We start from the raw sequence: 25,022 nt of genomic DNA, 5'->3' as shown, positions 1-25,022 counted from the left end.
CGGTTCGTCATACGGGTAAGCCGGTCGGCTGTCAACCGGGAGTGTCCTTCCGGCCCTTCGGGCGGTTAGTGGGATGTGGACACCAGAACACGTACCCGTCCTCGTCCCACGGCGGCGAACGCCGGTGGGATAGACGGCGGCGAGCCGACGCTCAACATGGTCAAGGTGCCGTCGGACCCCTCGCGGTTGAACACCACCACCGCGAGCTTCCGGGTCCGTTTCACCGCACCCGAGGCGTCGTTGATCGACGTGAACCTGCTCGGAATCGACCTGGGCAGACGGGAGTCCATGCTGGTGGGCGCCGGAGCCGTCGGCCTGGGCGCGGCGACGCCGCGTCGGCGCGGGCGGGTCACGCCGATCACCTGGACCGGCCAGCTGGATCTCGTCGTCCCCGGCGTCACCCCGGGCGTGCAGCCCGGCGTGCTCGTCCGGTCCGCCGCGCCCGCCGTACCGGCTGTACCGGCTGTACCGGCCCAGACCGCGGCTCGCCGGGCCGAGGAGCTGGAGGCGACCCAGCCGCTCAGCCTGGCTGAACTCGATGCGTACGACGCCGAGTTGGACGACGTCCGGATCTTCGAGCCGGCCGCGCGGCGGCCCCCGCTGCCGCGGGCGGGCGAGGGAGGCGGCGCCTCCCAGCACCAGACCTGGCAGTCGAACCGGCGCGTCGACCTGGGCCTGGTCCTGCTGCCGCTGCGCGTCCTCCTCGGTCTGTTCTCCATCTACGCGGGCTTCAGCAAGCTGTGTGACCCGGTCTACTTCAACGGCGGCGCGCGCGGCTCGATGGTCCACTGGCTGGAGGCGCTGCATCCGTGGAGCGTCGCGCAGCCGCTGATGGCGCTGGCGCTGGCCCACCCGGTGGGCGCCGGGCTGGCCGTGGCGTTCGTCCAGATCAACGTCGGCGTGCTGGCGGTGCTCGGGCTGTGGCAGCGGTTCACCGCGGGCGTGGCGATGACGCTGTCCTTCGCCCTGCTGGTGACGGTGAGCTGGCGGACCGTCCCGGTCTACGACACGCCGGAGATCATCTATCTGGCCGCATGGAGCCCGCTGCTGCTGGCGGGCGCGCCGATGTTCTCGCTGGACGGCTGGCTGCACCTGGAGGCGTGGCGTCGGCTCGGCGAGCAGGCGCGCGTCGCGCAGCTGCGGCGCCGCGTGATGCGCCGCGGTGTGGTGCTGACCACGGTCGTGGTCGGCGCGACGCTGGTGCTCGGCTCGGCGCTGGGCGCGGCGGTGCGCGCGTCGCACATGACGCAGACCACCACCACGACGACTGAGGCGCCGAGCCTGGCGCCGTCGCCGTCGTCGGCTCCCACCGAGGTTCTGCCGATGGGCGCGTGGCCGACGGGGGAGGTCCCCGTGCCGGTGGCGACCGCTCCGAAGGCGGGTACGGGCGCGTCCGCCGCGGGCGCGGGTGCGAAGCCCTCGTCCCCGTCCCCGTCCGCCTCGAAGCACCACAAGGGCGGCGTCGGCGGCACGACCACCGGCCGCACCGGGACGACCGGCACCGGGACCGGCACGGGAGCGGGCACCGGCGCCGGCGGCACGGGCGGAGGCACCACGCCGACGCACGCCCACAACCCGGCGCCCAAGCCCACTGCGACGGGCGGCAACGGCGTGATCGGCGGCCTGCTCGGCGGCGGCTGAGCAGCCCTGGGCAGCGCCCCTTGGGGTGACGCTCGGGCACCCCCTGGGCGACCCTGGGGCACCCCCTGGGCGACCCTCGGGCAACCCTGGGGCAACCCCTGGGCGACAGAGAAGTGACCCCCGGCCCGAAGGCCGGGGGTCACTTTTTTGCCTGATGCTTTCCTGGCTCTTGCCTTGCTTCACCTGCCATGCGCACCGTATGTCCCTTTTCGACCGCTGTCGTGGCCCTTGGAGCGGGACAGCTGGAGAGGGCGGGACGATCGAGCGGAGAGGCAGTGAGACGGCGAGAGACGGGTGTTACGCGTCCGCGGAGTCGGCCTCGGCGGCCGCACGGGCGGAGGCGAGCTCCTTGGCGGCCTCGCTGAGGTCCTTGGCGGTGTCGATCGCACGCCAGTAGACGCCCTGCGGCAGCTCGTAGCCGGAGAGGCGGCGCTCGCGGGCCAGGCGCGGGAACGTGGAGCGCTCGTGGTCGCCCAGGTCCGGCAGCATGGAGGCGAACTCGGCGGAGAAGACGTACACGCCCGCGTTGATGAGGTACGGCGACGGCGGCGACTCGATGAAGTCGAGGATGTTGCCGAACTGGTCGACGTCCACGGTGCCCCAGGGGAGGCGGGGACGGGCCAGAGCCAGCGTCGCATGGGCGTCGCGGGCGGCGTGGAAGCCGGCCATGTCGCGCAGGGAGAAGCGGGTCCAGATGTCGCCGTTGGTGGCGTACCAGGGCTCGTCGTGGCGCGGCAGCGAGGAGGCCGCGAACTTCAGGCCGCCGCCGCGACCCAGCGGCTCGGTCTCGACGACGGTGGTGACGTTCAGCGGCAGGTCGGCGGTCTTCAGCCAGTCCTGCAGGACGTCCGCGAGGTAACCGCAGGAAATGACGACGTCGGTGACGCCCTCCTCGGCCAGCCACTGGAGCTGGTGGCCGATGATCGGGGTACCCGTGCCGGGAATCTCGATCATCGGCTTGGGGCGGTCGTCGGTGTACGGGCGGAGACGGGATCCCTGGCCGCCGGCCAGGATCACGGCCTGCGTCACCGTCGGCTTGGCCAGCGGCGACCCCCCGGCGGAGGGGATGAGGTGCTCAGCGGTCATGGCCTCACCCTAGTAGGCAAAAGTGAGGGTGAGGCCGCTTGTCACCTGATGCTCACCTGAATCAGTGCATCAATTCGCCGGGCTGAGGGTACCTGCGGCGAACGAGGCGTCGCAGACCGGACGCGCGTAGGACAGGGCCTTGTGCACGTCCCCGTGGTACTTGCGGACGGCCGCCTGACCGAGCTCGTGGGCCAGCGAGGAGCAGTACTGCCGCAGCGACGGCTGACGGTCCATCGTGCGTTCCAGATCGCTCAGCGCGACGGCGGGGCTCCTGTCCCCCAACTCCCGCAGCAGGCGCGTCCGGAGGACGTCCTGCGGAGCGTTGGCGGCGGGCTTCCCCGGCGCCTGCGCGTCGGAGGCGGCCGTCAGCGACTGGACGTCGGCGGTCGCCGGAGGCGCCCACGACACCTTGGCGACGGCGAGGGTGCCGGTCGTCACGAGGACGAGCGGCAGTACGAAGGCGAGAGATCGGCCGATGCGGCGAACTAGCTGCTTCACAGCGGCGATGCTAGCGAGGGGTGATGATTTGGCGACATTGCGTCACTCCAACGAGTGAGCCTGGTGTCGGAATTCTCCCGAAATGCCGGAAGCCGCCCGGATGAACCGGACGGCTTCCTCAGCCTTTGGTGAGCGCCGGCTTGGTCGGTCAGCCGGTCGGTCGGTCAGCCGATCAGTCGGTCAGACGGGCGCCGGTCTTGGTCGAGAACAGGTGCAGCTCGCCCGCGCGCGGCACGACGTGCAGCACCTCGCCGCGCGCCGGCACGGAGCGGCCGCCGACGCGGACCACCAGGTCCTTGTCCTCACCGTCGACCTTGGCGGTGCCGTAGACGTAACCGTCGGCGCCGAGCTCCTCGACGACGTTCACGGTCACGGCCAGGCCGGCGTCGCCGTCACCCTCGGACGCCAGGTCCAGGTGCTCGGGGCGCACGCCCACGGTCACCGTGGTGTCGCCGTTCGCGGACGCCTCGGCGACGGCGTCACGCGAGATCGGCACCACGGTGCCGCCGAACTGCACGCCGCCGTCGACCAGCGGCACCTCGATGAGGTTCATCGCGGGGGAGCCGATGAAGCCGGCTACGAAGAGGTTGGCGGGCTTGTCGTACATGTTGCGCGGGCTGTCGACCTGCTGGAGCAGACCGTCCTTGAGCACCGCCACGCGGTCGCCCATCGTCATGGCCTCGACCTGGTCGTGGGTGACGTAGACGGTGGTGATGCCGAGGCGACGCTGGAGCGAGGCGATCTGGGTGCGGGTCTGCACGCGGAGCTTGGCGTCCAGGTTGGACAGCGGCTCGTCCATGAGGAAGACCTGCGGCTCACGCACGATCGCGCGACCCATCGCGACACGCTGACGCTGACCGCCGGAGAGCGCCTTCGGCTTCCGGTCCAGGTACTGCGTCAGGTCGAGGATCTTCGCGGCCTCCTCCACCTTGGTGCGGATCTCGGCCTTGTTGACCCCGGCGATCTTCAGGGCGAAGCCCATGTTCTCGGCGACGGTCATGTGCGGGTAGAGCGCGTAGTTCTGGAACACCATGGCGATGTTCCGATCCTTGGGCGGCAGGTGCGTGACGTCGCGGTCACCGATCCGGATGGCGCCGCCGTTCACGTCCTCCAGGCCGGCCAGCATGCGCAGGCTGGTGGACTTGCCACAACCGGAGGGGCCGACCAGGACGAGGAACTCCCCGTCCGCGATCTCCAGCTCCAGCGCGTCGACCGCGGGCTTCTCAGCGCCGGGGTACAGGCGGGTGGCCTTGTCGAAAGTCACCGTAGGCATGGTGCTTCTGCTCTCCTTCACCGGCAGGAACGTGCCGGACGATCCGTTGTAAAGGGATGAGGTCTAGTCCACAAGCGGAGTGAACTCCGGGTGACGTTACCTGTCCGATGGTGCGCTTGTCAGCCCTCCCGCCCACAGAAACCAGCAGCGACGCACTCCGCCCGCCCGGTACACTGCCAACCGCGCCTCCTTAGCTCAGCTGGCCAGAGCACCGCTCTTGTAAAGCGGGGGTCGTCGGTTCGAACCCGACAGGGGGCTCTCAGGTCCGCTGCACGTCAACGGATGGGCAAGCGGCAGAAGCGCCCCGGACCGACAGGTCCGGGGCGCTTCTGACATCACCAGATGACATCAGCCGGTCTTGCGGCGCCGCTTCAACAGTCGGTCCATGTGGTTCATGGCCTCCCGCTGGTGCTCCTGCACCACGTGCGCGTAGATCTCCATCGTCATGGCGATCTGGCTGTGCCCGAGGATGGCCATCAGGTCGCGCGGGGCGACGCCAGCCGCAGAGAGCAGCGTGGCGCAGCCGTGCCGGGTGTCGTGCAGCCGGATCTTCGGCAGCGAATCGTCAGCCGTGATCCGCTCGAAGGAACGGAGCAGGTTGCGTGGCTCGACCGGGCGACCCGTCCGGGTGGTAAAGACGTAGCCGCTCACCTCCCACTTGTCGCCGGCCGTGCGGTGCTGCTCCGCCCGCCGCATCCGCTGCCAGCGCAGCGGCGGCACACACATCGCGGGCAGCGGGATCACTCGCAACCGACGAGACTTGGGGGAGTCCCCGTACAACTCGCCATCGCGGCGCTGGAGCTGGTGGCGAACCGTCAGCGTGCGGTTGTCCAGGTCGATGTCGCCCCAGTGCAGTCCGGCGATCTCGCCGCGCCGCAGGCCGAGCGCAATCGCCACCGCGAACCCGGCATACAGCGGATCGCGGCGCGCGCCTTCCAGGAAGATGAGCGTCTCGTCCAGCGTCCAGGGCTTCGTCTCGCGGTACTGGACCCGCGGGGCCTGGACCAGTTTGGCGACGTTGCGGGCCACCAGTTCATCCCGCATCGCGGCGGACAGCGCCGACCGCAGCACCAGATGCGATTCGCGCGCAGTCGCGACGGACACCTGCTTCGTCACCACGGCGATGAGGCGGCGGACATCCGCTGGGGCCAGCTTCTCCAAGCTCTTGGTCCCGAGGATGGGCGCCAGGTGCAGCCTGACGCGCATCTCGTACTTGTCGTGTGTGCTGCGCTTCCGGTTTCGGCTTCACGTGGTGCTCCAGCCAGTAGGGCAGCCACTCCGACAGCTTCGCCGAGCGAGTCGGGGTGGCTGGCCTGCCGGTCGCGGGTGACCAGGTCAATCCGCTTGCTGTCGCACTCCTCCCATGTGGCGCCATAGACGATCTTGCGTGCGCGGGTGCCGTCGGGCTGGGGAACGTAGACGCGGGCTTCGTAGCGTCCGTCCTTGCGGCGCCAGATGCTGCCGGTACCGTTTGGGTTCTTCTTCCTGTCTGGCACTAGCCGCCTGACGTCGACGACCACGAGTGCTCGACGTATTGGTACTTCTGTCAGGCCCACGAACGTGGCTACATGCACGAGCAATGCGGGGAAGGTCCGCACCTCCTCGCCTGGCACTGCGAAGGGCACGGACCCCTGAATAGGTGGCTAGGGCAGCGCTTCATGACGTTCCCCGAGGGCTTCGACCCGCCGCTGAGCGAGGCCCAGTTGGCCTGGATTCGTTCCGCCGATGACGAGGGCTGAGCAGAAGAGCGACGCCGATTGAGGACGTGGCCAGCGATGTGCCACTACACGCCGAGAGGTTCCGCTCCCCACGGGTCGAGGCCCATGAGGCGCCAGCGGCGTTCGTCCCTCCCGTGGACGAACCGTGCAGCCTCGTACCTCAGGTCACTGATCCAAAACTGCGGGATCTCGTGTTGCAGGTAGCGGCGAAGCAGCTCGACCATCCCGCAGTCGAAGCGCATCCAGCACTCCGGTTCTGCCCAGTGGCGGCGCCAGATGACCGTCGTCCATTGGTTGGGGTCGGGATCCGAGGCGTACCAGCACAGCAGGTCGGCGTCCGCCGAGCCGCCCCATGCGATTAGCAGATCGGGCTCCTCGAAGTCCTCCATCTCGGCCGTGAAGCGTGCGGTATCGGTGCTACCGCTCACCAGGGCGGACGGGTTGGAATAGACCTCGGAGACCGGAGGGACCACATGCAGGAAGTTGTCGAATGTCCCCTCGCCGTACACCTCCATGAAGGCCCGGTAGTCCTCGGGGAAGCCGTGGTCGTACTCGACGGCCACCTGCGACCAGTCAATGACGTTGCCACCACTGGTCGGCGGCGCGATCAGAGCCCGAAGCCCACGGACGATCTCAATCGTGGATGACTTGCTCTTCGGCTTGTTGTCCACGTCGTTCTCCTGATCGCCTGTCCCGGGTGCAGCGATGCCGCGCACGGGACCCTAGCCGAGTCAGGGAATCAACCGTCAAGCATCAGCTGAAGCCAAGCTGTCAAGCATCACCCGAGACCGGACTGGGGGGTGGAGTGGGGTGTGGTGATGACCTTCTCTACTGAATCAAGGGACCACGCGGCTTGCGAGGCGCGGTCCGCCCCCGCTCGGGCGCGCTCCTGTCTCCGCCCCGCGCCGCCCGGCGGGGCGGACCGCAAGCGGGAGCAGGGGCAGGAGTCGGACTGGCCGTCCGGACAGCAGGGGATCAGCCGGCACCGGGATGCCCTTAACGCGATTGGCTACGTCACCGAGATCATCAAGGGTGCCAGCCGAGCGCGGCGCGAGCTGAACCCCGCTCTCGCGACTGAGCTTGAGCAACTTGCCGCGTCGATTGACGAGGCCAGCACGATGTTCCTGGTGGGCGAGGCAGGCAACGCAATCCTGAGCGGGGTGGCATGGCCCGGAGATCCGGACCAGTGACGGACCAGTCGGGCAGTTCCCGCCCCGGCATCCGATGAACGTGCAGCTCAGCGCCTGTCTGCAGAGCGATCGTCAAGCGGTCTGTAAATCCGTCGAGCATCAGTCGCTCGCTACCCTGTCCGTCATGGACCACGACGCCGAGCCCCAGAGCTGCCCCGACTGCGGGCGAGAGCTGAGGAACCTCGGGCTTGTCCTCTCACTTCGCGACGACGACAACCGGCGGGTGTGTCGCCAGGCCTGGAGGTGCCCAGAGGATCACTTCTGGTGGCGGTGGGCCGACCGGCCGGCCGAGGCTATCGAGGTCTGCCCCTACCCGCAGCTCTTCCGGAAGCGATGAGTACGTCTGGGTTGCTGTACAGCACGGAAGTACAGCAACCGTGTCGACCGCAGCCGACCGGACCCGACCGCAGTAACGTGGTTGACCTGGACGGGAGACCTCAGCGACCGAACTGCCGGTAGTTCGTATCGAGAGGCGACCGGGGCTGCATACTGTCCGCCATGGTGGACAGTCGACCCGATGCCCCGCTTGACCACTGGATCTCCAAGCTGATCAACGCTCGGGAGACTGACCACTCGAGGCGCTCCAGTGTTCGGGTCCCTCGCCTCCGACCGGGAGCTTCCGTTGCAGACGTGGATGCCCTGGAGACTCGCGCAGGGTTCGCCCTGCCGGCCGACTACCGGGAACTCCTGCTGCTGTCCGACGGCATCGACGATTTTTACTTCTCGATGCATCTCCTGAGCACACAGGACTGGCCCGATGGCCCAAAGATCCGCGAAGCACTCGGAGTTCGGGAAGCCTACGAGGACCTGCTCGACGAGCTGGCCATAGCCAACGCGCCGGAAGACCTGTTCCCCATCGCTGGCGGGGCTGGGACTAATGCGATCTTCTTGGCGAACCCGACAGGCCGCGTCGCGCCGGGCCCGATCATCTGGCTGGAGCACTCAGACGTTCGTTGCTTCAGGGACATGCCCGACCTGTTCGACTGCCAAGCGGATGAAGTGGCTTACGACCGCGCCGGTAAGGCGCTCGACTTTCCCATTCACTAGGCAACCGATATCGGAGTCCCGTCGGATCGAACGGGGTGGGCCTGGAGTTGGTCGTGCCACAGCCGTGCCAGACAGGTCGGTATCCAGCGGGGAGCCACGGGCCTCAGCGGCGACGCTGGCGGGCCCCTGTTCCGGTCACCGTACGCGCAGTTCAGAGCCGTGGCGGCACTCGGAAACCGCCATCCGCGTCCGGGGCCATTGACCGCTAGGGGTGACAGCGACCGCTTCTCGGCGGGCCGGTTGGCGGTGGTTCAGGGGCCGGTTCGTGTGGAGCTGGCGGCAGGCGTCCCCGAAGTCGCCTTCCAGGCTTGGCGTGCGGGTTGCGGGCGGCTGGCTGCGGCGTGGATTTCGGTGGCGCTGATCGTCAGGGTCTCCGCGGGGTTCGGGGCGGGCTGGGTCTCGGTGCGGCCGGCGGCGTCGCTGAGTTTGATCAGCAGGGCGGCGAGAAGCCAGTTGGCCACGGCTGAGGAGCCGCCCTGGGAGAGGTACGGCAGGGCCTTGCCGGTTTCCGGCAGGAGGCCGACCACGCCACCCGCGACGACGAAGACCTGCAGAATGACGACGCACCCGAGCCCGGCAGCGAGCAGCTTGCCGAACGGGTCGGTCAACACCACCGCCGCGCGCCAGCCGCGGTGGGCCAGGAGCAGGTACAGCGCGAGCAGGGCCATGACGCCGGCCGTGCCCAGTTCCTCGGCGAAGGCCCCGAGGATCCAGTCGCTGCGTCCGGCCGAGCCGATCAGCCAGGGCTGTCCCTGGCCGAGGCCGGTGCCGAGGATGCCGCCGTGGCCCAGTGCGAACAGCGCCTGAGCCGGTTGCTCGGTCACGGTCGGGTTCGGCAGGAAGGCGTCCATGGGGTGCAGCCAGGCGGCGACCCGTTGGCCGACGTGCGACGAGGTCGCGCCGACGGCGCCCCCGCCGACGACGGCGAGGAGGAGCCCGACGATCACCCAGCCCGCGCGTTCGGTGGCGACGTAGAGCATCACGATGAAGATGCCGAAGACGATGAGCGAGGTGCCCAGGTCGACTTCGACGACGAGGACCAGCAGGCAGACCACCCACACCGCCAGCAACGGTCCGAGGTCGCGCATCCGGGGCAGGCTGACGCCCCACACGCGGCGGCCGACGAGCACCAGGGCGTCCCGGTTGGCCATCAGGTAGCCGGCGAAGAACACGATCATGCCGATCTTCGCGAATTCGTCGGGCTCGACGTGGGCCGGCCCGAGTGAGATCCACCGCTTCGCGCCGTTCACGGCGGGGAAGAAGGCCGGTGCCATGAGCAGCACCAGCGAACCGGCCATCGTGAGGTAGGTGTAGCGCTGGAGCACGCGGTGGTGCTTCACGACCACGAGCGCGACGGCGAAGAGCACCACCGCCATGACCGTCCACTGCACTTGTGGCGGTGCCTCCGGGACCCGTTGGGCCGGGTCGGCCGAGACGAGCGCGTAGGTGACGTCCAGTCGGTGGATCATCGCCAGCCCGAGCCCGGTCAGCAGCACCACGATGGGCAGGATCAGGGGGTCGGCGTGCCGTGCCCAGCGGCGGACCGCCAGGTGGGCGCCCAGCGCCAGGCCGCCGAGCCCTCCGCAGACCGTCGCGAAAGAACTCGGAAGAGCTCCGTGCAACGCGAGCTCGGCGGCGGCGTAGGCCCCCGCCGAGACCGTCACGGCTGCCAGAAGCAAGAGCAACTCGGTGTGCCTGCGCCGGTCCGCTGTCCGCATCGTTCCCCGTTCCCCCGTATCCCGTTCGTCCTCGTCCTAGTCCTTGACGTGGCGCGGCCGCCCGGCAGTTGCCGGGAGTTGCCCGGCGCTGATCGGTCGGCGGGCGAAGCGGAAGGTCCGCGGGCCACCTCGAGGGCGGCGTCCGCGGCAGGATCGAGAACTGGCGGCTCCTGGAGCCGTGGACGGCGGGGACGCCGGGTGGGCCCGGCGCTCCCGCGTGGTGTCAGCGTTCGACCGGGGTGGTGCCGTTCATGGTGAAGCGGGCGGAGCACTGCTCGCCGGAACGGTTGCTCGTGTTCCAGACGCAGATCCACATGGTGTCGCCGGCGACCGGGATGAAGTTCGTCTTCGCCGCACCCCAGGAGGCCTGGAAGGTGAAGGCGATGCCGTCGCTGCGGTAGAGCTCGGCGTCGCAGACCTGGTTCAGGGAGGTGTTGAGGACGCCCGCGAGCCGGCCGGAGCCGTTGTCGTCCAGCCAGGCGGAGCAGGCGGCGTCGTTGCCGAGCCAACTGGTGTCCGCCTCGGAGCCCTTGACCTGCGTCGAGTCGTTGTTGCCGCTGATGCCGCCGATCGAGGACGCGGTGACGGAGGGAGCGGGCGCCGAGGGCGTGGTGGCAGTGGTGGAAGCGGCCGGACTTGTGCGGGACGCACCGGGCGGCGGGGTGCCGGCCGGGAGGCCCTGGCCTGGTACGGACGTCGCGGTGGGGGACTTGGCGCTGGACGAGGCCGAAGAGCTCGGGCGCGTGGAGGAGGTCGGCGTCGTCCCGGCCACCGGGGCGACGGTGACCGAAGCGGTGCCGGACGACTGCCCGGTGCCGTGCTGCGGGGACGCGGGCGGTATGAGGGTGAACGCCGCCACGGCGCCGAGGGCGATCACCGTGGCCGTCGGGAGCACGAGCAGGAGGGTGCGCCTGCGCGGGCGGTGAGGTGATGCGGGAGACGGGGGAGACGCGGGAGACGCGGGCGTCGACGCGGCAGCGGGCTTCGGGTCAGCATCGAGGCTCGGCGGAGGGACGGTCTCCAGCTTGCCGACAGGCGTCGCGGCGAAGGCGCGTCGGGAGGTGATGCGTGACATCACCTCGGGCGGCCAGGACAGGTCGACTGGACGGGGCGGACCGGATGGGCGGGGCGGATCGGACGGCGACGGGACGGGCAGGTGGGCGCGGGCCGTCTCCTCCACCGCGCCGACGTCGGGGCGGGATCGTGGGCCGGTCGCGAGGCAGGACGCGACGACCGTGGCGAGGTCGGCGTCCACGGCGCGCAGCGGCTCGACATCGGGGACGACGCCCGGCGTGCGGCCCGAGGCCGCGTAGAGCAGAAGCGCCCCGAGCGCGTAGACGTCCGCGGGCGCGGCCACGTCGTCGGCCCCGGCCTGCTGTTCCGGCGCGGAGAATCCCTGCGTTCCGTAGCTGCCGCCGCTCCGGGTGAGCCTGGCCTGGTCCGCGGCGCGCGCGATGCCGAAGTCGATCAGCTTCACGCCGTCGCGCACCAGCATGACGTTGCCGGGCTTGATGTCGCGGTGCACGATCCCGGACGCGTGCACGGCCCGCAGCTGTCCGGCCGTCTCGGCCAGGAGCAGCCACAGGGCCTCGGCGGGCAGGGGGCCGCGCAACCTGATCGCCTCGTCCACGGTGAGTCCGGGGACGTACTCGGCGGCGAACCAAGGGCGTTCGGTGGTGCTGTCGCTCGCGAGCACCCGCGGCGCGACCCCGACCGGCACCCGGTAGAGGATGCCGACCTCGCGTTCGAAGCGCTCGCTGGAGACCAGCCGGGGCCGGACGCGTTTGACGGCGGCGTAGCCCTTGTCCGACGCCCCCAGGTAGACCTCGCCCATACCGCCGGTGCCGAGCAGGCCGATGACGGTGAAGCTGCCGATCTCCTGCGGATCGTCCGGGCCGAGTGGTTCGGCGATCGTGCTATCGATCATCGGCAGTTCCCCGCCTGCTCGCGCTCACGGCGGGCAGGCTATCGAGCAAATCCAGCCTGATCAATACGAGTTGGCCGTGGGCGGACACGTGCCGGGGCGTCCGTCCCGCACGTCTGCGGCGGTCGGCGCGCCGCCTGCCGCGGGGAGGACCGGTCCTCGGGCCGCGCTCCTACACTGGCGCGAGCCGAGCCGGAGGTAAGCGAAATGGCGTACGGAAACTTCCCACCCCAGGTGCTGCCGCCGGGCAGTCCGTCCGGCCGGGTGCCCCCGGCGCCGCCGGGGACGATCTTCGTATTGGGCCCCGAAGGCGGGTACGCGGTCCCGCCGCGCCGCTACACGCTGCTGTTCGGGCGTGACCGGGAGGACGTGCACGTACCCGTCGGCGTCGACGACCCGACTGTCAGCCGCCGGCACGGCGTGTTCACCTGCACCGGCACGGACGGCGACTGGTGGCTGGTCAACACCGGCAACCTGCCAATCGAACTGCCGGACGGGGTGCTGATGCTGACGGGCCACAAGCGGATCATCGAGTCCGGGTACACCCCGTTGGTGATCAACTCGTCCAAGCAGCGTTCCCACCTGGTGGAGGTCCGCGTCGTGGACGAGGACGACCGGCATCCCCGCTCCACCAGCAGTGCGGAGACCGTGGACCCTGAGACGATCTACGAGCTCTCCCCGCAGGAGCGGCTGGTGCTCACCGCACTCGCCCGGCGCTACCTGGAGGGCCACGACGCCTTCCCGCTCCCGCTGCCCTGGGAGGACACGGCTCGACTGGTCAACACCTCGCCGTACGCGACCAAGTCCTGGACCTACAAGTCGGTGGCCAACACGGTCGAGGACGTGCGTGAACGGCTGCACCGGCGCGGCGTGCGCGGGCTGCTGCGGGACGAGGTCGGTGAGCCGGTCGGATCGACGCTCAGCGTCAATCTGATCCGGGAACTGCTGAAGACGGCGACGCTGAGCGCCCAGGACCTGGAACTGCTCTCGGAGAAGGACTGAGCGTCCGGCAGAGCGCGTGCCCCGGTCGATCGTCGGCCGGGGCACGCGGCGTTTCTCAGCGGTCCGGCCGGGGCTGGGGCTGGGGCTCGGGCGCGGGCTCGGGCGCGGGCTCGGGCTCGGGTCCGGCGGCGTTGTAGGTGACGTGCATGGTGCCGTGCTCGACGGCGAAGACGGCTGCCTGGTCCTGCGCGGTGTTCCGTTGACCCGGCAGCGGCTGCCCCCGTTCAGGACCGTGCGTCGTGTTCGTCACGTGGTTGTTGTCGCCGACGACGAGGGTGCCGGAGACGTCCCCGGCGTGGATGTCCCCGGATGTGGGTTCGGTGGGCATGGCGGACCTTTCTCGGTCGTTCGGTCGTTCCGTCGTTCCGTCGTTCACAGGGAGGGTCAACCGCCGCAGTCGCTCTGGAGGCTGTTCCCGGCCGAGTTCATGGCCGAGACCTGACTCGACGTGTCCACCTCGGAACCGCCCGGACCGTCCTCGAAAGACCGGTAGAGGCCCCCCACCTGCTGAGCGGCGGTCAGCATGCCGGTGAGGTCGGTTTCCACGGAACTGTCCTGGGCCTGTGAGCTGGCCCCCTGCAAGGTGGACTCGACGGCGTCCAGGTCGCCGAGGACGGTGTCGACGTCGGAGTGCCAGATGCTGTCGTCGGGAGCGGTGGACGTCGCACCGGAGTTGTAGGCATCCATGGCGTTGTTGTACGCGTCGAGCGCGCTGTTCAGGGTGGACTGGTCGGTGTTGAACTGCTGGGTCTCCGACGACAGTTCCGGGAGCACGCTCGCGCACACGGGATCGACAGTCGGCGTCGGCGTCGGCGTCGGGGTCGGCGTCGGGTCGGGGGAGGGCGTGTCGTTGCCCGGGTCCGTCGTGGCGACAGCTGCTGACGCGACGACCGGTGCAGGGCTTGCCTGCTCGTTCGCGTAGACAGTGGCGCCGACGCCGACCACGGCGACGAAGCCGAGGGTGCAGGCGACGGCCAGTGCCGAGATTCCACCCTTCGCGCCCGCCGCGCCGACGGCGGTGACCGCGGTGTGGCCGGTGCTCGCCGCACCCGTGGTGGTGGGCGCGTGCAGGGCGTGTGCCGACTGGGCGGTGGAGGTGTGCGTCCCTGACAGGTCGACCCGCGGCCGCGGGAGCGGCGCGGTGGAGTGTGCGCCGGCCAGGTGGGTGGCGGGCTGCACGGACGGTCGGGCGTGCTGCGACAAGTCGACCACCGGCCTCGCCACGTGCACGGGCAGGGGGGAGTGCGTGGGCACGGGCGGATGCGTGGGCGACAGTGCGGCGGGCGGTTGTGTGATGGGCGGGTGCACGACGGCCGGGTGCACGACGGGCGGCTGTGTGACGGGCGGGTGGGCCACGGGAGTGTGGGGGACGGTCGGCGGATGGACCGTGCCATGGCCCGGGGGGAGCGTCTGGCCGGGGGGCGTGCCGGCCGGCCCCGCGTTGGCGACCGGCTGGGTCGCCGGGTGCGGCCGAAGGGCGTTGAGCTCCCGCCACAGCACCTCCGCCTCGAGGACCAGGGCCGTCGTCTGCGCCGCCCGGCCGATCGCCTTCCTGCGGGTGCGCGCCTCACGCAGGAAGAACTCCTCACCCTGCTTGTCCCCCGCGCTCTTCGCCACCGCCCAACCGGCCCCGAGCAGGCTGCCCCACGCGTCGAACTGACGGGAGAGTGCCAGCTTCGGCGAGGCGGCACGGGCCAGCGTGACGCCGAGCTGCGGTTGTCCGCTGCGCTCCGCTCGGAGCACCGCGAGGTCCAGGGCCTGGAAGTGCGCGGCGACGTCGTCGGGGGTGGTGTTCTTCTCCTCGACCCATGCGGTGAGCGTCCGGCAGAGCTGATCGGCGGGGAACTCCGTCGCCCGGCTCGTCAGCACGCACGCGGTGACGTCGGGCGGACAGCTGTAGCCGGTCTCCGAGGCGAGCAGCAGGCCGTGTCGTACCAGGCCGTCGGCGAGCACGTCGGTGTCCGGTCGGCCGAGCAGATCGTTCAGATGCCGGGCGGCCAACTCGGCGCCGGACAGCGAGCCGAGCAGGTGCAGCAGGTCGCGCTCCTGCGGCTGGAGCGTCCTCAGCAGCGCGGGCAGCAGCTCGGGGAGATCGGCGACACCCGGCAGGCCCTTGCCGTTCGCGGCCGACAGGGCGATGCGGCGCAACCTCAGCGGATTGCCGTCCACCGCGTGGCACAGCGCCCGCACGGTCCGCGCCTCGTCGGGCCGCAGCGCGCGGGCCAGCACGGCTTCCACCAGCTGTGTTCCCGCCGGGGCCGTCAGGCCTTCGAGTCGGATCGCGTGCACGCCGTCGACCGCGGACCGCTGCTGCGAGGTGAAGACGAACGTGGACTGCCCGGCCATGTCGAAGAGTCGGCGCAGGTCCTTCTCGTCGAGTCCCGCGTCGTCCAGGTAGATCCGCAGACGCAGGGTCTTCAGGTGCTCTCTCAGCACCTCCAGTGACGGCTTGTAGTTCGGCGCGTCGAAGCTGATGTCGAAGATCGCCTGGGCGATGTCGTCGGCCGTACGCCCGCCGGCCTCGACATAGGCCGCACCCTCGGGCCCGCGTGGCAGGCTGCACGCGAGGTGCCGCAGCAGGGCGCTCTTGCCGACCCCGGACGCGCCCCAGACCTGCACCAACTGGCGTGCCCCGATGGCCTCCCGCACGACCCGGACGTCCTGCTCCCGGCCGATCAGGCGGTCGGCGCTGGGCCGCGGCAGCTGCGAGATCGGCTGACGCCTGACCGGATCCGGTAACGGCCCGCCGTGCACGGTGACGGTCGAACCGTACTCGGCGGTGATCCTCAGGTTGTTCACGGTGTTGTGGCTGCCGACGACCATCGTCCCGGAGACGTTGCCGACCCGGATCCGCCCGGAAGCGTCCGGTGCGCCGTTCTCCTCAGGCATGTGCTTCCCCCGTTCTCTCCAGCGCTCGGGTCCCTGCACTCGGTCATGCTGACGCCGACCCGTCGTGCGAACCCGGCTCTTTTACGTGTTCGGCGAGATCGCCGGTGATCGGGCGGGCCCGGCCCCGATGCCAGCGTGCGGCCGGGCCACCGCGTGCACCGGCGGCTCGGACGCCGTGCCCTCCGCCGGCCCGGCCGCGGCCGCGATCCGGGCGAGGTGGTCCAGGTCGAGGATCGTGATCCTGCGGTAGCCGGTCACGACCGCGCCCGACGCGCGCAGCGCCCGGAGCGCCTTGTGGACCGAGGACTCCGCCGCGCCGACCAGGGTCGCCATCTCAGGCTGTGACAGCGGCAGTTGGGCCTCGTTGCGGCCGGGCCGCCCGTAGGTGACGGCCAGGTGGTGCAGGATCCTGGCCAGCCGCCCGAGTACGTCGCAGCCGGTGAAGTCGACGATCCGGCCGGTGGCCGTGCGCAGCTTGGCCACCACGCTGGCGTTGAGCGCGAGCCCTATCGCCGGGTGCTGCTTGGTGCACTCCAGCAGTTCGGACCGGAGGATGTACCGGGCCAGCACCCGGCCGCAGGCGGTCACGGTGCCGATGCGCGGCTGGCCGTCGATCCCGGCGAGCTCCCCGACCAGGTCGCCGGCCATCCGCACGGCCAGCAGCGCCTCGCGGCCGTCCTGCGCGTGCGCGGTCACCTTGACCGTGCCGCCGACCAGGAGCAGCGCGAAGTCCGAGGTGTCGGCCTCGCGGATGGTGATCTGACCGGCCGGGTAGACCACGCCGTGGCCGAGCCCCAGCAGGATCGCGCGGTCGGCCTCGTCGACCCGCCCGAGCAGTCCGGCCGGCGGCCAGTAGGCCGAGGCCCCGCGCACCCGTGTCCTGCTCATCGGCCACACCTCTCTTCCCGTTCGGCCGAAGCCGCACAAGCCGTATTAGTAGCCGTTCTACCCGAGGACCCCTCCCCTACGATCCCGTCAATCATCGTGACGGCAACGGATGTCAGGGCAGGCGGCACGGATCTTCGAACAGCCGGTCCCCGTCGTGATCGCAGGAGGGATTGTGAATCCGAGGTACGAATACCGAGCCCTGCTGGCGTGCGACATCGCGGGTTCCGCGGGCCGCGGCGAGCAGCGACTCCAGGAGATCCGCAGGGTTCTGCGGGCCGCGCTGACGGGTGCCCTGGACACCGCGCGTCTGGACGCACGGGACTTCGCGTACGTCGACACCGGCGACGGCTGCCAGCTCGTCGCGCCGGCGTCGTTGCCCAAGGCCGGACTGCTGGTCCCGCTGCTGCCGGAGCTGAGTTCGCGGATCCGCGAGCACAACCGGCACGCTGGCCCGGACACCCGGCTCCGGGTGCGGGTCGCGGTGCACGCGGGGGAGATCAGGCTCGACCCCGGGGGAGCCGTCTCCGGCGCGCCCTTCGAGGCGCTGGCCCGGCTGCTCGACTCGGCACCGCTGCGGCAGGCGGCGATGGCCGGGCCGAACGGCACCCCGGTGGCCGCGATCCTTTCGCAGCACCTCTACGAGGAGACGGTCGGGCACGGCTACGACGGGCTCGAGGCCGACGCCTTCACCGAGGCCGATGTCCGGGTCAAGGAGTATGCGGCGCGGGCTTGGCTCTGGTACCCGGGCAGCCCCGTCGGACCGCGCGTCGACCCCGTCCGGGGGTCCGGGCGGGAGTCCGGGAGTGGCTCCGGCTCCGGCGGGACGGGTGCGGAACCCGGGCCGCGGAGTGCGGAGCAGTTCGTCCAGGCCACGGGCAACGGCACGGTCTTCGCCGTCCACCGGGGCGACCAGTACATCCGCCACAACGACCGGGGTTGATACGCGCCGATGAACGAGGAACTCGCCGAGCTGGCCGCCAGCGGCGCCACCGCGCTGGTCTCCGCGATGGGCACCGATCTCTGGCAGGAGGCCAGGAGGCTGATGAGCGGCGTGATCGCGCAGGCTCGCGGCAGCCGACGCAAGGAGCTGTCCGTCGCGCTGGACCGTTCGTCGACCGCCACGAGGGGAGCGGTCGACGCCTCGGTCCTGCACTACTGGACCGAGGCCCTGGCCCAGCTGCTCGAACGGAATCCGGCTCTCGCCCAGGACGTCATGGCGCTGGCGTCCCTGCGCGCCACGGAACAGCCGGGTGTGGCGATCCAGGTCAACTCCGCCACGCATTCAGGAGAAGTGTTCGCTGTGCTGCACGGCAGTCAGCACTTCGCTTCCGGGCCGAAATCCCGCGACCGCGACTCCCACGACCGCGACTCCCGCGGCCGTGACTCCCGCGATGCGGAGGAGCGGCCGTGAGCCGGGACGAGGGCCGGGGAGGCGGCCTCATGGAGGGGTGGGTGCGAGCGGTGCTGCTGGCGGCCGTCGTCGTCGGGGCCCTCGTCGAGGTGGGTACGGAACATCGGCGCTACGGCCTGCTGGTGGACGTGTTCGCGCTCGCGGCCGTGGGCGTCGCCGGCGCGGCCGCCGTACTGGGGTCCGAGGCCGCCGGGACGCTCGCCCGGCAGCGGGAGCGACTCGCACAGGAGCCGCGCCCCGACGGTACGGCTCCGATCTGCCGCTACGTCACCGCCGCGGTTCCGACGACCGCCTCCGCCGCCTCGGCGTCCCTGTCCCGGGCCCAGGCCCTGTCCCAGGCCCAAGTGCAGGCCCAGGCCCAGGCCGCGAGGCCCCAGCCGTTCCTGCGCGAGCGGCCGACCGACCTGAGCGTGCCCCGCTTCGGCGACGGCGCCCGGGCTCAGGGCTACCCGTGGCTGCTGCCGGAACGCACGGTGCAGAACGGCATCGCCGCGGACGAGGCCGCGGTCGGCGCCTTCACCATCCGCGCTGCCTCGGTCATCGGGCCCGGTCACCGTTGCGGCCAGCCTGCCGAGCCGCGGCAGGACTCCTACCGGATCGGGCGAAGCCGCGACAGCCGGTACGCGATCGTGGCGGTGGCCGACGGCCTGTCCAGCGCGGCCTGGTCCGACGCCGGAGCCACCACGGCCTCGAGCCAGGCCGTCACCCTGCTGCGGGAGCAGATCGAGTCCGTGGGCTTCGGCGGGCTGGACGTCAAGGAGCTGTACGGGCGGATCGCCGAGTCGGTCGCCGCACACGCGGCCGGACGCGGCGTCAGCACCTCGCACGTGGCCACCGTGCTGATCACCGCGGTACTGGCGGAACCGGACGCCGACGGAGTGGCGGAGGCCTGGGTCGCGTGGCTCGGCGACAGTTCGGCCTGGAGGCTCGACCCGCGCAGCCCGTTGTGGATGCTGTCCGCCGGCGACGCCAAGGACCGTGCGGCCGCCGTGGTGTCGAACGAGGTCGCCGGGCGGCTGCCGGACACGCCGCAGCTGGCCCGGGACCACTACGTCACGCTGGCCCCCGGCGCTGCCCTCGCCCTGGTCACGGACGGGATCGGCGACGCGTGGGCGGACTCGGCGGGCCAGGTCAATGTGTACTTCGCGAACGCCTGGCGCTCACCGGTCCCGGCCACCCGGTTCACCGCCGACGTCGGCTTCGACGCGCCGCAGTGCCTCGACGACCGCACCGCCGTCGTGGTGTGGAACGGCGGCCGGGCATGACGGAGCGCCCTGCCATCGACACCGCGGACTCAGAGGCGGACACAGCAGACAAGGACGCAGGCGCAGGTCCGGACAAGGGCACGGGTCCGGACGCAGGCGCAGGCGCAGGCGCGAGCACGGGCACGCGCACGGGCACGGTCACCGCGGACGCGGACGCGGACGCCGACGCAGGCAGCCGCCCCGGCACCGGAGGCGGCCGCCCGGCGGTCGATCCGAGAGGCTGGACGCTGCCGCGCACGGTGAGCCTCGGCGATCTCGGACCGTTCGCCGAGCCGATCTCGGAACACAACGGCCAGGCCGTCGCCGTGCGGCCGCTGACGAACCATCCGGGCTGGCTGGCCAAGCTCTACCGGCCCGATCTGCCTCGGGAGGACGCCCGCCGTCTCGACCTCCTGATCTCGGCGCCGGACACCCTGCCGGAGGCGGACCGTACGGCCCTGTACGCCGGGACGTGCTGGCCCGCGGCCCGGATCACCGGGCCCGGCAACCCGGCCGTCGGCTGCGTGATCCCGGTCGCGCCCGACCAGTACCGGTCCGAGCTGCGGCGCGGCACGTTCAGCGAGCGCCGCTTCGTGGAGATCGACTGGCTGGCGAAATCCGACGAGTCGATCCACGGCGTCGGCCTGCCGCGCCCCGGATTCGCCGGCCGACTGGCCGCCTGCCGCCGACTGGGCGAGCTCGCCGCCATCCTGGAGCGCCTGGGGCTGGTCTATTCGGACTGGTCGTTCTCCAACGCGTTCTGGAGCCCGGACCGGCGTTCCGTCTACCTCATCGACGTGGACGGCTGCCAGCCCGACAAGATGCCCGACATCCACCAGCCGAACTGGGCCGACCCGCTCACGCCGCCGGGCACCGACGCCGACGAGTACACCGACCGCTACCGGATCGGACTGCTCGTCGCCAAGTGCCTGACGGGGCAGCGGGACGCGCACGCCTTCCACACCGTCGCCGCGTCCCCGTGGCAGAACCAGCCCGCGGTCTGCGACGTGCTGCTGGACATGCTGCTCGCCACGGACCGCGAGCGGCGGCCGTCGGCCGCCCAGTTGGTCCAGGCGCTGAACGGCGGGCCGTACCTCCGGGCCGTGCCACGTCCCACGCGCAGTGCACTGCCCGCGCTGCCTCCGTCGCCGCGCCCGCTCCCGCAGCCTCAGGGCGTCACCCCCGCGGGCAAGGAGGAACCCGAGTCGGCGTTCGCCAGGGCCCTCCGGGAGTCCGCAAAGCCCACCGTGACGAGGCAGAAGCCGGCGATCACCCCGAACGGCGGATGGATCCTCGTGCTCGTCGTCGCCGCGCTCCTGCTCGTCCTCATCGCCGCCAACCACTAGCTCAGAGGTGCACCGTGTCACTCTGCCTGCCCACCTACGTGGTGATCGACGCGTCCTCGTCGATGAAGCCGCACGAGGCGGTTCTCAACGCGACCCTCGCCCGCCTGCACTACAACCTGGCGACGAACCCGCGCGTCTCGGAGTTCGCCCGGGTCTGCGTGGTCGCCTTCTCCACCGACGTGCACGTGGTGATCCCGATGTCCGACATGGAACAGGTGCCGACCATGCCCGAGGTGATCTGCGGCGGGCGCACGGAGTACGGCAAGACCTTCGATCAGGTCCGGCAGTGCATCGAGCAGGACGTCGACAACCTGCGGGCGCAGAACTTCAGCGTGCTGCGCCCGACGGTCTTCTTCCTCACCGACGGCGGTCCGACCGACGCGCACTGGCAGAAATCCTTCCGCGCGCTGGTGGACCGGAGTTGGCCGCGTCACCCGCACGTCATCGCCTACGGGTTCGGTGGCGCGCAGCGCGACGTGCTGGAGAAGGTGGCGACCAAGGCGCTGTTCATCGCCGACGGGTCGGACACCGAGTCGGCGCTGAGCGCGGCGATCTCCGGCCTGCTCAACACTTTGATCGCCTCGTCGAAGACCGGACAGATGCAGATTGCCACCGACGTCAAGGGCTTCGAGTACGTGCAGGTGGCCCAGGAGTACGTGGACTGATGGCGGACGTCGACCCGCGGTTCGCGGCTTCCCGGACCCTGCGCGCCTCCGTGGGGCTGACCGTGCTGGCGGTCGCGCTGCTCGGCTGCGGCGCCACGGCCGAGGCGACGGGCAACCTCCTCGGCTCCTCGGCTCCCGCCGGCGGAAGCGGCTCGGCCCCGGCGCCGACCGCGCCGCCACGGACCGGCCTGCCGAGCGCGCCGTGGACCGACCGGCCGGTCCACGGCCGACCGCACGGCCTCGGGGCTCCGTCGCCGTGTTGTGCGCTGCCGACCTCACCCGTCCGTCCGCCCACGCCGACGTTCACGCCCCAGCCGACCCCCACGCTCGCGCCCACGCCCGCGCCCGCGCCCACGCTCACGCCAACCGTCCCGTCCGGCGCGGACGGTGGTTGGCCCGCGCGGTGGTGACGGGCGGATTCGCCCCGCGAAGGGCCGGTTCGGGAGGTGTGTGCCTCTCGAACCGGCCCTTCGTTGTGAGCTGATCCAGGACGCTAAGAGGGCGCTAAGACTGCCGGGATCGTGCAGTGTGCGCGGGGTGGTGGCGCTGCCACTCTGACGCTCGGGCGGTTCACGGAGTGTGGCCGCCGGGGGATGTGCAGAGGCGGGCGAGCGCAGTGCGGGGCTTTCTGGGGGCGGTCACGGGGTATCCGACCGTGGTCTTCACGTTCGCGCTGGTCGTGGTGGTGGGCTACTGGCTGCTGGTGCTCGTCGGGGGAGCGCATCTGCACGGGGCCCGTGGCGGGCACGGGGGCCACGGTGGACATGGCGGGCATGACGGGGGACACGGCCATGGTCACGGTGGGGGACGCCACGGGCATGCCGGCCTGACGCGGGTGTTGGGGCTGGGCGGGGTACCGATCACGGTGGCGGTGTCGCTGGTGGTCGCGTTCGCCTGGTTCTCCGCGTTGGTGGGCCGGGAGTGGGTCGGTGGAGGCGGCGGCCGGTGGTTTCTGCTGCCGTTGGCGCTGCTCGGCGGGTGGGCCGGGGCCCGCCTGCTGGTGGCGCCGGTGCGGCGGATGATGCCGCAGCCGCCTCCGCCGCCCTCGCGGCGGGACTTCGTGGGGCTCGGCTGTGTGATCCGGACCGGCCGGGTGGGGCCCGACTTCGGGCAGGCCGAGGTCCGGTCGGCGGACGGCTCCTCCGCCGTGGTGCAGGTCCGGCAGAGCCTCGACGACGCGGCCGGGCCGGGGGAGACGCTGCGGGCGGGGGCGTCCGCGCTCATCTACGACTACGACGCCGACGGCGAGTTCTTCTGGGTCATGCCCGCGCCGTCGCCCACCGGCTGACGCGGCGTCACGTCGGGTCTCCCAACTCTCTTTCTTTCATTCGCGGCAAGGTCAGTCCAAGGGAACAGCCATGTCTGTTGTCACCATCGGTATCGGCGTGCTCGTCGCCGTCCTTCTGCTCATCGGTCTGGGCACGCTGCTGCTCTTCGGCCGGCTGTTCCGCAAGGTCGTGCAGGGCGAGGCCCTGATCATCTCCCGGCCCAAGGGCGTCGGGGTCACCTTCACCGGCGCGCTGGTGCTGCCCATGGTGCACCGCGCGGAGGTCATGGACATCTCGGTGAAGACCATCGAGATCGCCCGCAAGGGCCGCGAGGGGATGATCTGCAAGGACAACATCCGCGCCGACATCCAGATCACGTTCTTCGTCCGGGTCAACAAGACGGTCGAGGACGTGGTCAAGGTGGCCCAGGCCATCGGCACCGACCGGGCGAGCCACCAGGAGACGCTGCAGAACCTGTTCAGCGCCAAGTTCGCCGAGGCGCTGCGCACCGTCGGCAAGCAGCTCGACTTCGCTGACCTCTACACCCACCGCGAGGAGTTCCGGGACCGGATCATCGCGGCCATCGGCACCGACCTGAACGGTTACCACCTCGAGGACGCGGCGATCGACCACCTCGAGCAGACGCCGATGGCGCAGCTCGACCCGACCAACATCCTGGACGCGCAGGGCATCCGGAAGATCACCGAGCTGACCGCGCTGGAGCACATCCGCACCAACGACTTCCAGCGCAACGAGCAGATGGAGATCACCCGGCAGGACGTGGACGCCCGCGAGGCCGTGCTGGAGCTGGAGCGGCGTCGGGCCGAGGCGGAGATCCGGCAGCGCAAGGGCATCGAGACCCTGAAGGCGCAGGAGGAGGCCGCCACGGCGATGGTCCAGGAGGAGGAGCGGCTCAAGGCGCACAGCGCGCTGCTGCGCACCGAGGAGCTGCTCGGCGTCCAGCGGGAGAACCAGCAGCGGGAGATCGCCGTCGCGGAGAAGAACCGTGAGCGCGTCCTCGCGGTGGAGTCCGAGCGGATCGAGAAGGACCGGCTGCTGGAGGTCGTCAACCGCGACAAGGAGGTGCAGCTCGCCAAGGCCGAGATGGACAAGGAGGTCGAGGCGGAGCGGCGCGGTGTGGCCGAGGTGGTGCGCGAGCGGATCGCGGTGGAGCGCACGGTCGCCGAGCAGGAGGAGGAGATCAAGCGCGTCCGCGTGGTGCAGGAGGCCGAGCGCACCCGGCAGAGCGTGATCATCGCCGCCGAGGCGGAGGCGCAGGAGCAGCTGGTCAAGGACATCAAGGCGGCCGAGGCCGCCGAGCAGGCCGCGCACCTGAAGGCCAAGGAGCAGTTGGTGCTCGCCGAGGCCGGGCAGAAGAGCGCCGAGCTGGAGGCCGCCGCCAACGTGCGCCGGGCCGAGGGCGAGCGGGCGCTCGCCGGAGCCGCCGGTCTGGCCGAGGCCGAGGTGGCGGAGCGTCAGGCCCTGGCCGAGGCGGCCGGTGTCCGCGCCCGGCTGGAGGGCGAGGCGGCCGGTATGAAGGAGAAGGCCGCGGCGATCGAGAAGGTCGGCCTGGCCGAGGCCGCCGTCGCGGAGCGCAAGGCCGAAGCCGAGGCCGCCGCCATCCGGGAGAAGCTGCTCGGCGAGGCGGCAGGCCTGGAGAAGAAGGCCGCGGCGATGGCCGCGCTGGACGAGGTGTCCCGGGCGCACGAGGAGTTCCGGCTGCGTCTGGCCGCCGACAAGGACGTGCGGCTCGCCGCGCTGGAGGTCCAGGCCAAGGTCGCCGAGGCGCAGGCGTCGGTGCTGGCCGCCGGCCTGGAGAGCGCGGACATCGACATCGTCGGCGGGGACAGCGTCTTCCTGGAGCGGCTGGTGGGCGCGGTGTCCTTCGGCAAGTCCATCGACGGCGCGGTGCAGGGCTCCGAGGTCGTCAAGGCCCTCGGCGCCGACTGGCTGAACGGCGAGCGGAGCTTCGGCGACGACGCGACCGAGGTGCTGCGCTCGCTCGCGGCCGGCGGTCCGTGGAACCTGGCCCTGCTGATGAATCTGCTGAGCGGCGGCGCGGCCGACGGCTCGATCCCCGTGGATCCGGCGCGGCTCGTCAGCGCGGTGGGCGCGACGAGCGGCGTCAACGGCGCGGCCACCACGGGCGGCACGGGTAAGTGACTCCAGCACGCGCCGAGCGGCGTGCGGAATCGTCGGGTACGGAACAGGGCA

Annotated in this window: 22 protein-coding genes, 1 tRNA gene and 1 pseudogene; 14 read left to right on the top strand and 10 right to left on the bottom strand. The window is 71.1% G+C overall.

Features of this window, described 5'->3' with window-relative positions; translation table 11 throughout:
• The first annotated feature begins 186 nt into the window (after positions 1–186).
• A complete protein-coding gene (locus TR50_RS02300; RefSeq protein ID WP_236654198.1) occupies positions 187–1,641 on the top strand; it encodes a TQO small subunit DoxD in 1,455 nt (484 codons plus the stop codon).
• Positions 1,642–1,938: 297 nt separating this feature from the next.
• Here TR50_RS02300 and TR50_RS02295 read toward each other — a convergent pair whose 3' ends face one another.
• The 3 genes from TR50_RS02295 to TR50_RS02285 all read right to left on the bottom strand — a co-directional run bounded on the left by TR50_RS02295 (position 1,939) and on the right by TR50_RS02285 (position 4,498).
• The gene (locus tag TR50_RS02295; protein WP_042413012.1) at positions 1,939–2,727 is read right to left on the bottom strand and encodes a nucleotidyltransferase family protein; all 789 of its coding nucleotides are present in this window, start codon (positions 2,725–2,727) and stop codon (positions 1,939–1,941) included.
• 69 nt (positions 2,728–2,796) lie between these two features.
• Entirely contained in the window at positions 2,797–3,225 is a 429-nt protein-coding gene (locus TR50_RS02290; protein ID WP_042413011.1) for a hypothetical protein, read from the bottom strand.
• Between the two features lie 172 nt (positions 3,226–3,397).
• Positions 3,398–4,498, bottom strand: coding sequence for an ABC transporter ATP-binding protein (locus TR50_RS02285; RefSeq protein WP_042413009.1), 1,101 nt, complete (start codon positions 4,496–4,498; stop codon positions 3,398–3,400).
• Between the two features lie 184 nt (positions 4,499–4,682).
• Here TR50_RS02285 and TR50_RS02280 point away from each other — a divergent pair.
• Positions 4,683–4,756 (top strand) — tRNA-Thr (locus TR50_RS02280).
• Between the two features lie 90 nt (positions 4,757–4,846).
• On the opposite strand, the pseudogene TR50_RS02275 reads toward TR50_RS02280, so the two are convergent.
• Positions 4,847–5,994, bottom strand: a pseudogene (locus TR50_RS02275) (tyrosine-type recombinase/integrase).
• A 287-nt stretch (positions 5,995–6,281) separates the two neighbouring features.
• The gene (locus TR50_RS02265) at positions 6,282–6,887 is read right to left on the bottom strand and encodes a hypothetical protein (RefSeq protein ID WP_052440584.1); all 606 of its coding nucleotides are present in this window, start codon (positions 6,885–6,887) and stop codon (positions 6,282–6,284) included.
• Positions 6,888–7,028: 141 nt separating this feature from the next.
• Here TR50_RS02265 and TR50_RS02260 point away from each other — a divergent pair, with 141 nt between their 5' ends.
• The 3 genes from TR50_RS02260 (at position 7,029) to TR50_RS02250 (ending at position 8,453) form a co-directional block, all read left to right on the top strand.
• Positions 7,029–7,406, top strand: coding sequence for a hypothetical protein (locus tag TR50_RS02260; protein ID WP_042413007.1), 378 nt, complete (start codon positions 7,029–7,031; stop codon positions 7,404–7,406).
• Between the two features lie 124 nt (positions 7,407–7,530).
• Positions 7,531–7,743 (top strand): hypothetical protein, encoded by a 213-nt coding sequence (locus tag TR50_RS02255; RefSeq protein WP_042413324.1) that lies wholly within the window; start codon positions 7,531–7,533, stop codon positions 7,741–7,743.
• Positions 7,744–7,904: 161 nt separating this feature from the next.
• On the top strand, positions 7,905–8,453 hold the full coding sequence (locus tag TR50_RS02250; protein WP_084699643.1) for an SMI1/KNR4 family protein: 549 nt from the start codon (positions 7,905–7,907) through the stop codon (positions 8,451–8,453).
• Between the two features lie 251 nt (positions 8,454–8,704).
• Here the strand turns inward: TR50_RS02250 and TR50_RS02245 are convergent, their stop codons facing one another.
• Both TR50_RS02245 and TR50_RS02240 read right to left on the bottom strand, forming a co-directional pair.
• Positions 8,705–10,132: an FtsW/RodA/SpoVE family cell cycle protein gene (locus TR50_RS02245; RefSeq protein WP_369405688.1), complete on the bottom strand. Its 1,428-nt coding sequence runs from the start codon at positions 10,130–10,132 to the stop codon at positions 8,705–8,707.
• Positions 10,133–10,394: 262 nt separating this feature from the next.
• Positions 10,395–12,098: a serine/threonine-protein kinase gene (locus TR50_RS02240; RefSeq protein WP_042413003.1), complete on the bottom strand. Its 1,704-nt coding sequence runs from the start codon at positions 12,096–12,098 to the stop codon at positions 10,395–10,397.
• Positions 12,099–12,302: 204 nt separating this feature from the next.
• Between TR50_RS02240 and TR50_RS02235 the strand changes: the two genes are divergently transcribed.
• The gene (locus tag TR50_RS02235) at positions 12,303–13,097 is read left to right on the top strand and encodes an FHA domain-containing protein (RefSeq protein ID WP_042413001.1); all 795 of its coding nucleotides are present in this window, start codon (positions 12,303–12,305) and stop codon (positions 13,095–13,097) included.
• Positions 13,098–13,152: 55 nt separating this feature from the next.
• On the opposite strand, the gene TR50_RS02230 is transcribed toward TR50_RS02235, so the two are convergent.
• The 3 genes from TR50_RS02230 to TR50_RS02220 form a co-directional block, all read right to left on the bottom strand.
• Positions 13,153–13,425 (bottom strand): hypothetical protein, encoded by a 273-nt coding sequence (locus tag TR50_RS02230; protein ID WP_042412999.1) that lies wholly within the window; start codon positions 13,423–13,425, stop codon positions 13,153–13,155.
• Between the two features lie 56 nt (positions 13,426–13,481).
• Complete coding sequence (locus tag TR50_RS49630; RefSeq protein ID WP_042412996.1) at positions 13,482–15,986, bottom strand: hypothetical protein; 2,505 nt, start codon at positions 15,984–15,986, stop codon at positions 13,482–13,484.
• Between the two features lie 81 nt (positions 15,987–16,067).
• Entirely contained in the window at positions 16,068–16,874 is an 807-nt protein-coding gene (locus TR50_RS02220) for a Crp/Fnr family transcriptional regulator (RefSeq protein ID WP_236654194.1), read from the bottom strand.
• 172 nt (positions 16,875–17,046) lie between these two features.
• Between TR50_RS02220 and TR50_RS02215 the strand changes: the two genes are divergently transcribed.
• From TR50_RS02215 to TR50_RS02180, 8 genes are all read left to right on the top strand, one after another.
• Entirely contained in the window at positions 17,047–17,814 is a 768-nt protein-coding gene (locus tag TR50_RS02215) for a hypothetical protein (RefSeq protein WP_042412994.1), read from the top strand.
• 9 nt (positions 17,815–17,823) lie between these two features.
• Entirely contained in the window at positions 17,824–18,285 is a 462-nt protein-coding gene (locus TR50_RS02210) for a hypothetical protein (protein WP_042412992.1), read from the top strand.
• Entirely contained in the window at positions 18,282–19,550 is a 1,269-nt protein-coding gene (locus TR50_RS02205) for a protein phosphatase 2C domain-containing protein (RefSeq protein WP_042412990.1), read from the top strand. The genes TR50_RS02210 and TR50_RS02205 overlap by 4 nt, the downstream gene beginning before the upstream one ends.
• The gene (locus TR50_RS02200) at positions 19,547–20,875 is read left to right on the top strand and encodes a hypothetical protein (RefSeq protein ID WP_042412988.1); all 1,329 of its coding nucleotides are present in this window, start codon (positions 19,547–19,549) and stop codon (positions 20,873–20,875) included. The genes TR50_RS02205 and TR50_RS02200 overlap by 4 nt, the downstream gene beginning before the upstream one ends.
• 14 nt (positions 20,876–20,889) lie before the next feature.
• Positions 20,890–21,540: a vWA domain-containing protein gene (locus TR50_RS02195; RefSeq protein WP_042412986.1), complete on the top strand. Its 651-nt coding sequence runs from the start codon at positions 20,890–20,892 to the stop codon at positions 21,538–21,540.
• A complete protein-coding gene (locus TR50_RS02190; protein WP_052440582.1) occupies positions 21,540–21,950 on the top strand; it encodes a hypothetical protein in 411 nt (136 codons plus the stop codon). The genes TR50_RS02195 and TR50_RS02190 overlap by 1 nt, the downstream gene beginning before the upstream one ends.
• Positions 21,951–22,156: 206 nt before the next feature.
• Positions 22,157–22,828, top strand: a complete 672-nt coding sequence (locus TR50_RS45205; RefSeq protein ID WP_042413315.1) for a hypothetical protein — start codon at positions 22,157–22,159, stop codon at positions 22,826–22,828.
• A 70-nt stretch (positions 22,829–22,898) separates the two neighbouring features.
• Entirely contained in the window at positions 22,899–24,971 is a 2,073-nt protein-coding gene (locus TR50_RS02180) for an SPFH domain-containing protein (RefSeq protein ID WP_042412983.1), read from the top strand.
• The last annotated feature ends 51 nt before the right edge of the window (positions 24,972–25,022 follow it).

Source organism: Streptacidiphilus anmyonensis (assembly GCF_000787855.1).
Taxonomy (GTDB): Bacteria; Actinomycetota; Actinomycetes; order Streptomycetales; family Streptomycetaceae; genus Streptacidiphilus; species Streptacidiphilus anmyonensis.
The sequence above is the reverse complement of the archived record's forward strand: the minus strand, read 5'-3'. Positions and strand labels throughout refer to the sequence as shown.

What these genes read in the sequence shown, in the direction of transcription:
- TR50_RS02210 (WP_042412992.1), top strand. Translation starts at nt 17,824, where the DNA reads ATGAACGAGGAACTCGCCGAGCTGGCCGCCAGCGGCGCCACCGCGCTG.
- TR50_RS02200 (WP_042412988.1), top strand. Translation starts at nt 19,547, where the DNA reads ATGACGGAGCGCCCTGCCATCGACACCGCGGACTCAGAGGCGGACACA.
- TR50_RS02285 (WP_042413009.1), bottom strand. Translation starts at nt 4,498, where the DNA reads ATGCCTACGGTGACTTTCGACAAGGCCACCCGCCTGTACCCCGGCGCT.
- TR50_RS02235 (WP_042413001.1), top strand. Translation starts at nt 12,303, where the DNA reads ATGGCGTACGGAAACTTCCCACCCCAGGTGCTGCCGCCGGGCAGTCCG.
- TR50_RS49630 (WP_042412996.1), bottom strand. Translation starts at nt 15,986, where the DNA reads ATGCCTGAGGAGAACGGCGCACCGGACGCTTCCGGGCGGATCCGGGTC.
- TR50_RS02190 (WP_052440582.1), top strand. Translation starts at nt 21,540, where the DNA reads ATGGCGGACGTCGACCCGCGGTTCGCGGCTTCCCGGACCCTGCGCGCC.
- TR50_RS02255 (WP_042413324.1), top strand. Translation starts at nt 7,531, where the DNA reads ATGGACCACGACGCCGAGCCCCAGAGCTGCCCCGACTGCGGGCGAGAG.
- TR50_RS02295 (WP_042413012.1), bottom strand. Translation starts at nt 2,727, where the DNA reads ATGACCGCTGAGCACCTCATCCCCTCCGCCGGGGGGTCGCCGCTGGCC.
- TR50_RS02250 (WP_084699643.1), top strand. Translation starts at nt 7,905, where the DNA reads ATGGTGGACAGTCGACCCGATGCCCCGCTTGACCACTGGATCTCCAAG.
- TR50_RS02230 (WP_042412999.1), bottom strand. Translation starts at nt 13,425, where the DNA reads ATGCCCACCGAACCCACATCCGGGGACATCCACGCCGGGGACGTCTCC.
- TR50_RS02220 (WP_236654194.1), bottom strand. Translation starts at nt 16,874, where the DNA reads ATGAGCAGGACACGGGTGCGCGGGGCCTCGGCCTACTGGCCGCCGGCC.
- TR50_RS02240 (WP_042413003.1), bottom strand. Translation starts at nt 12,098, where the DNA reads ATGATCGATAGCACGATCGCCGAACCACTCGGCCCGGACGATCCGCAG.
- TR50_RS02180 (WP_042412983.1), top strand. Translation starts at nt 22,899, where the DNA reads ATGTCTGTTGTCACCATCGGTATCGGCGTGCTCGTCGCCGTCCTTCTG.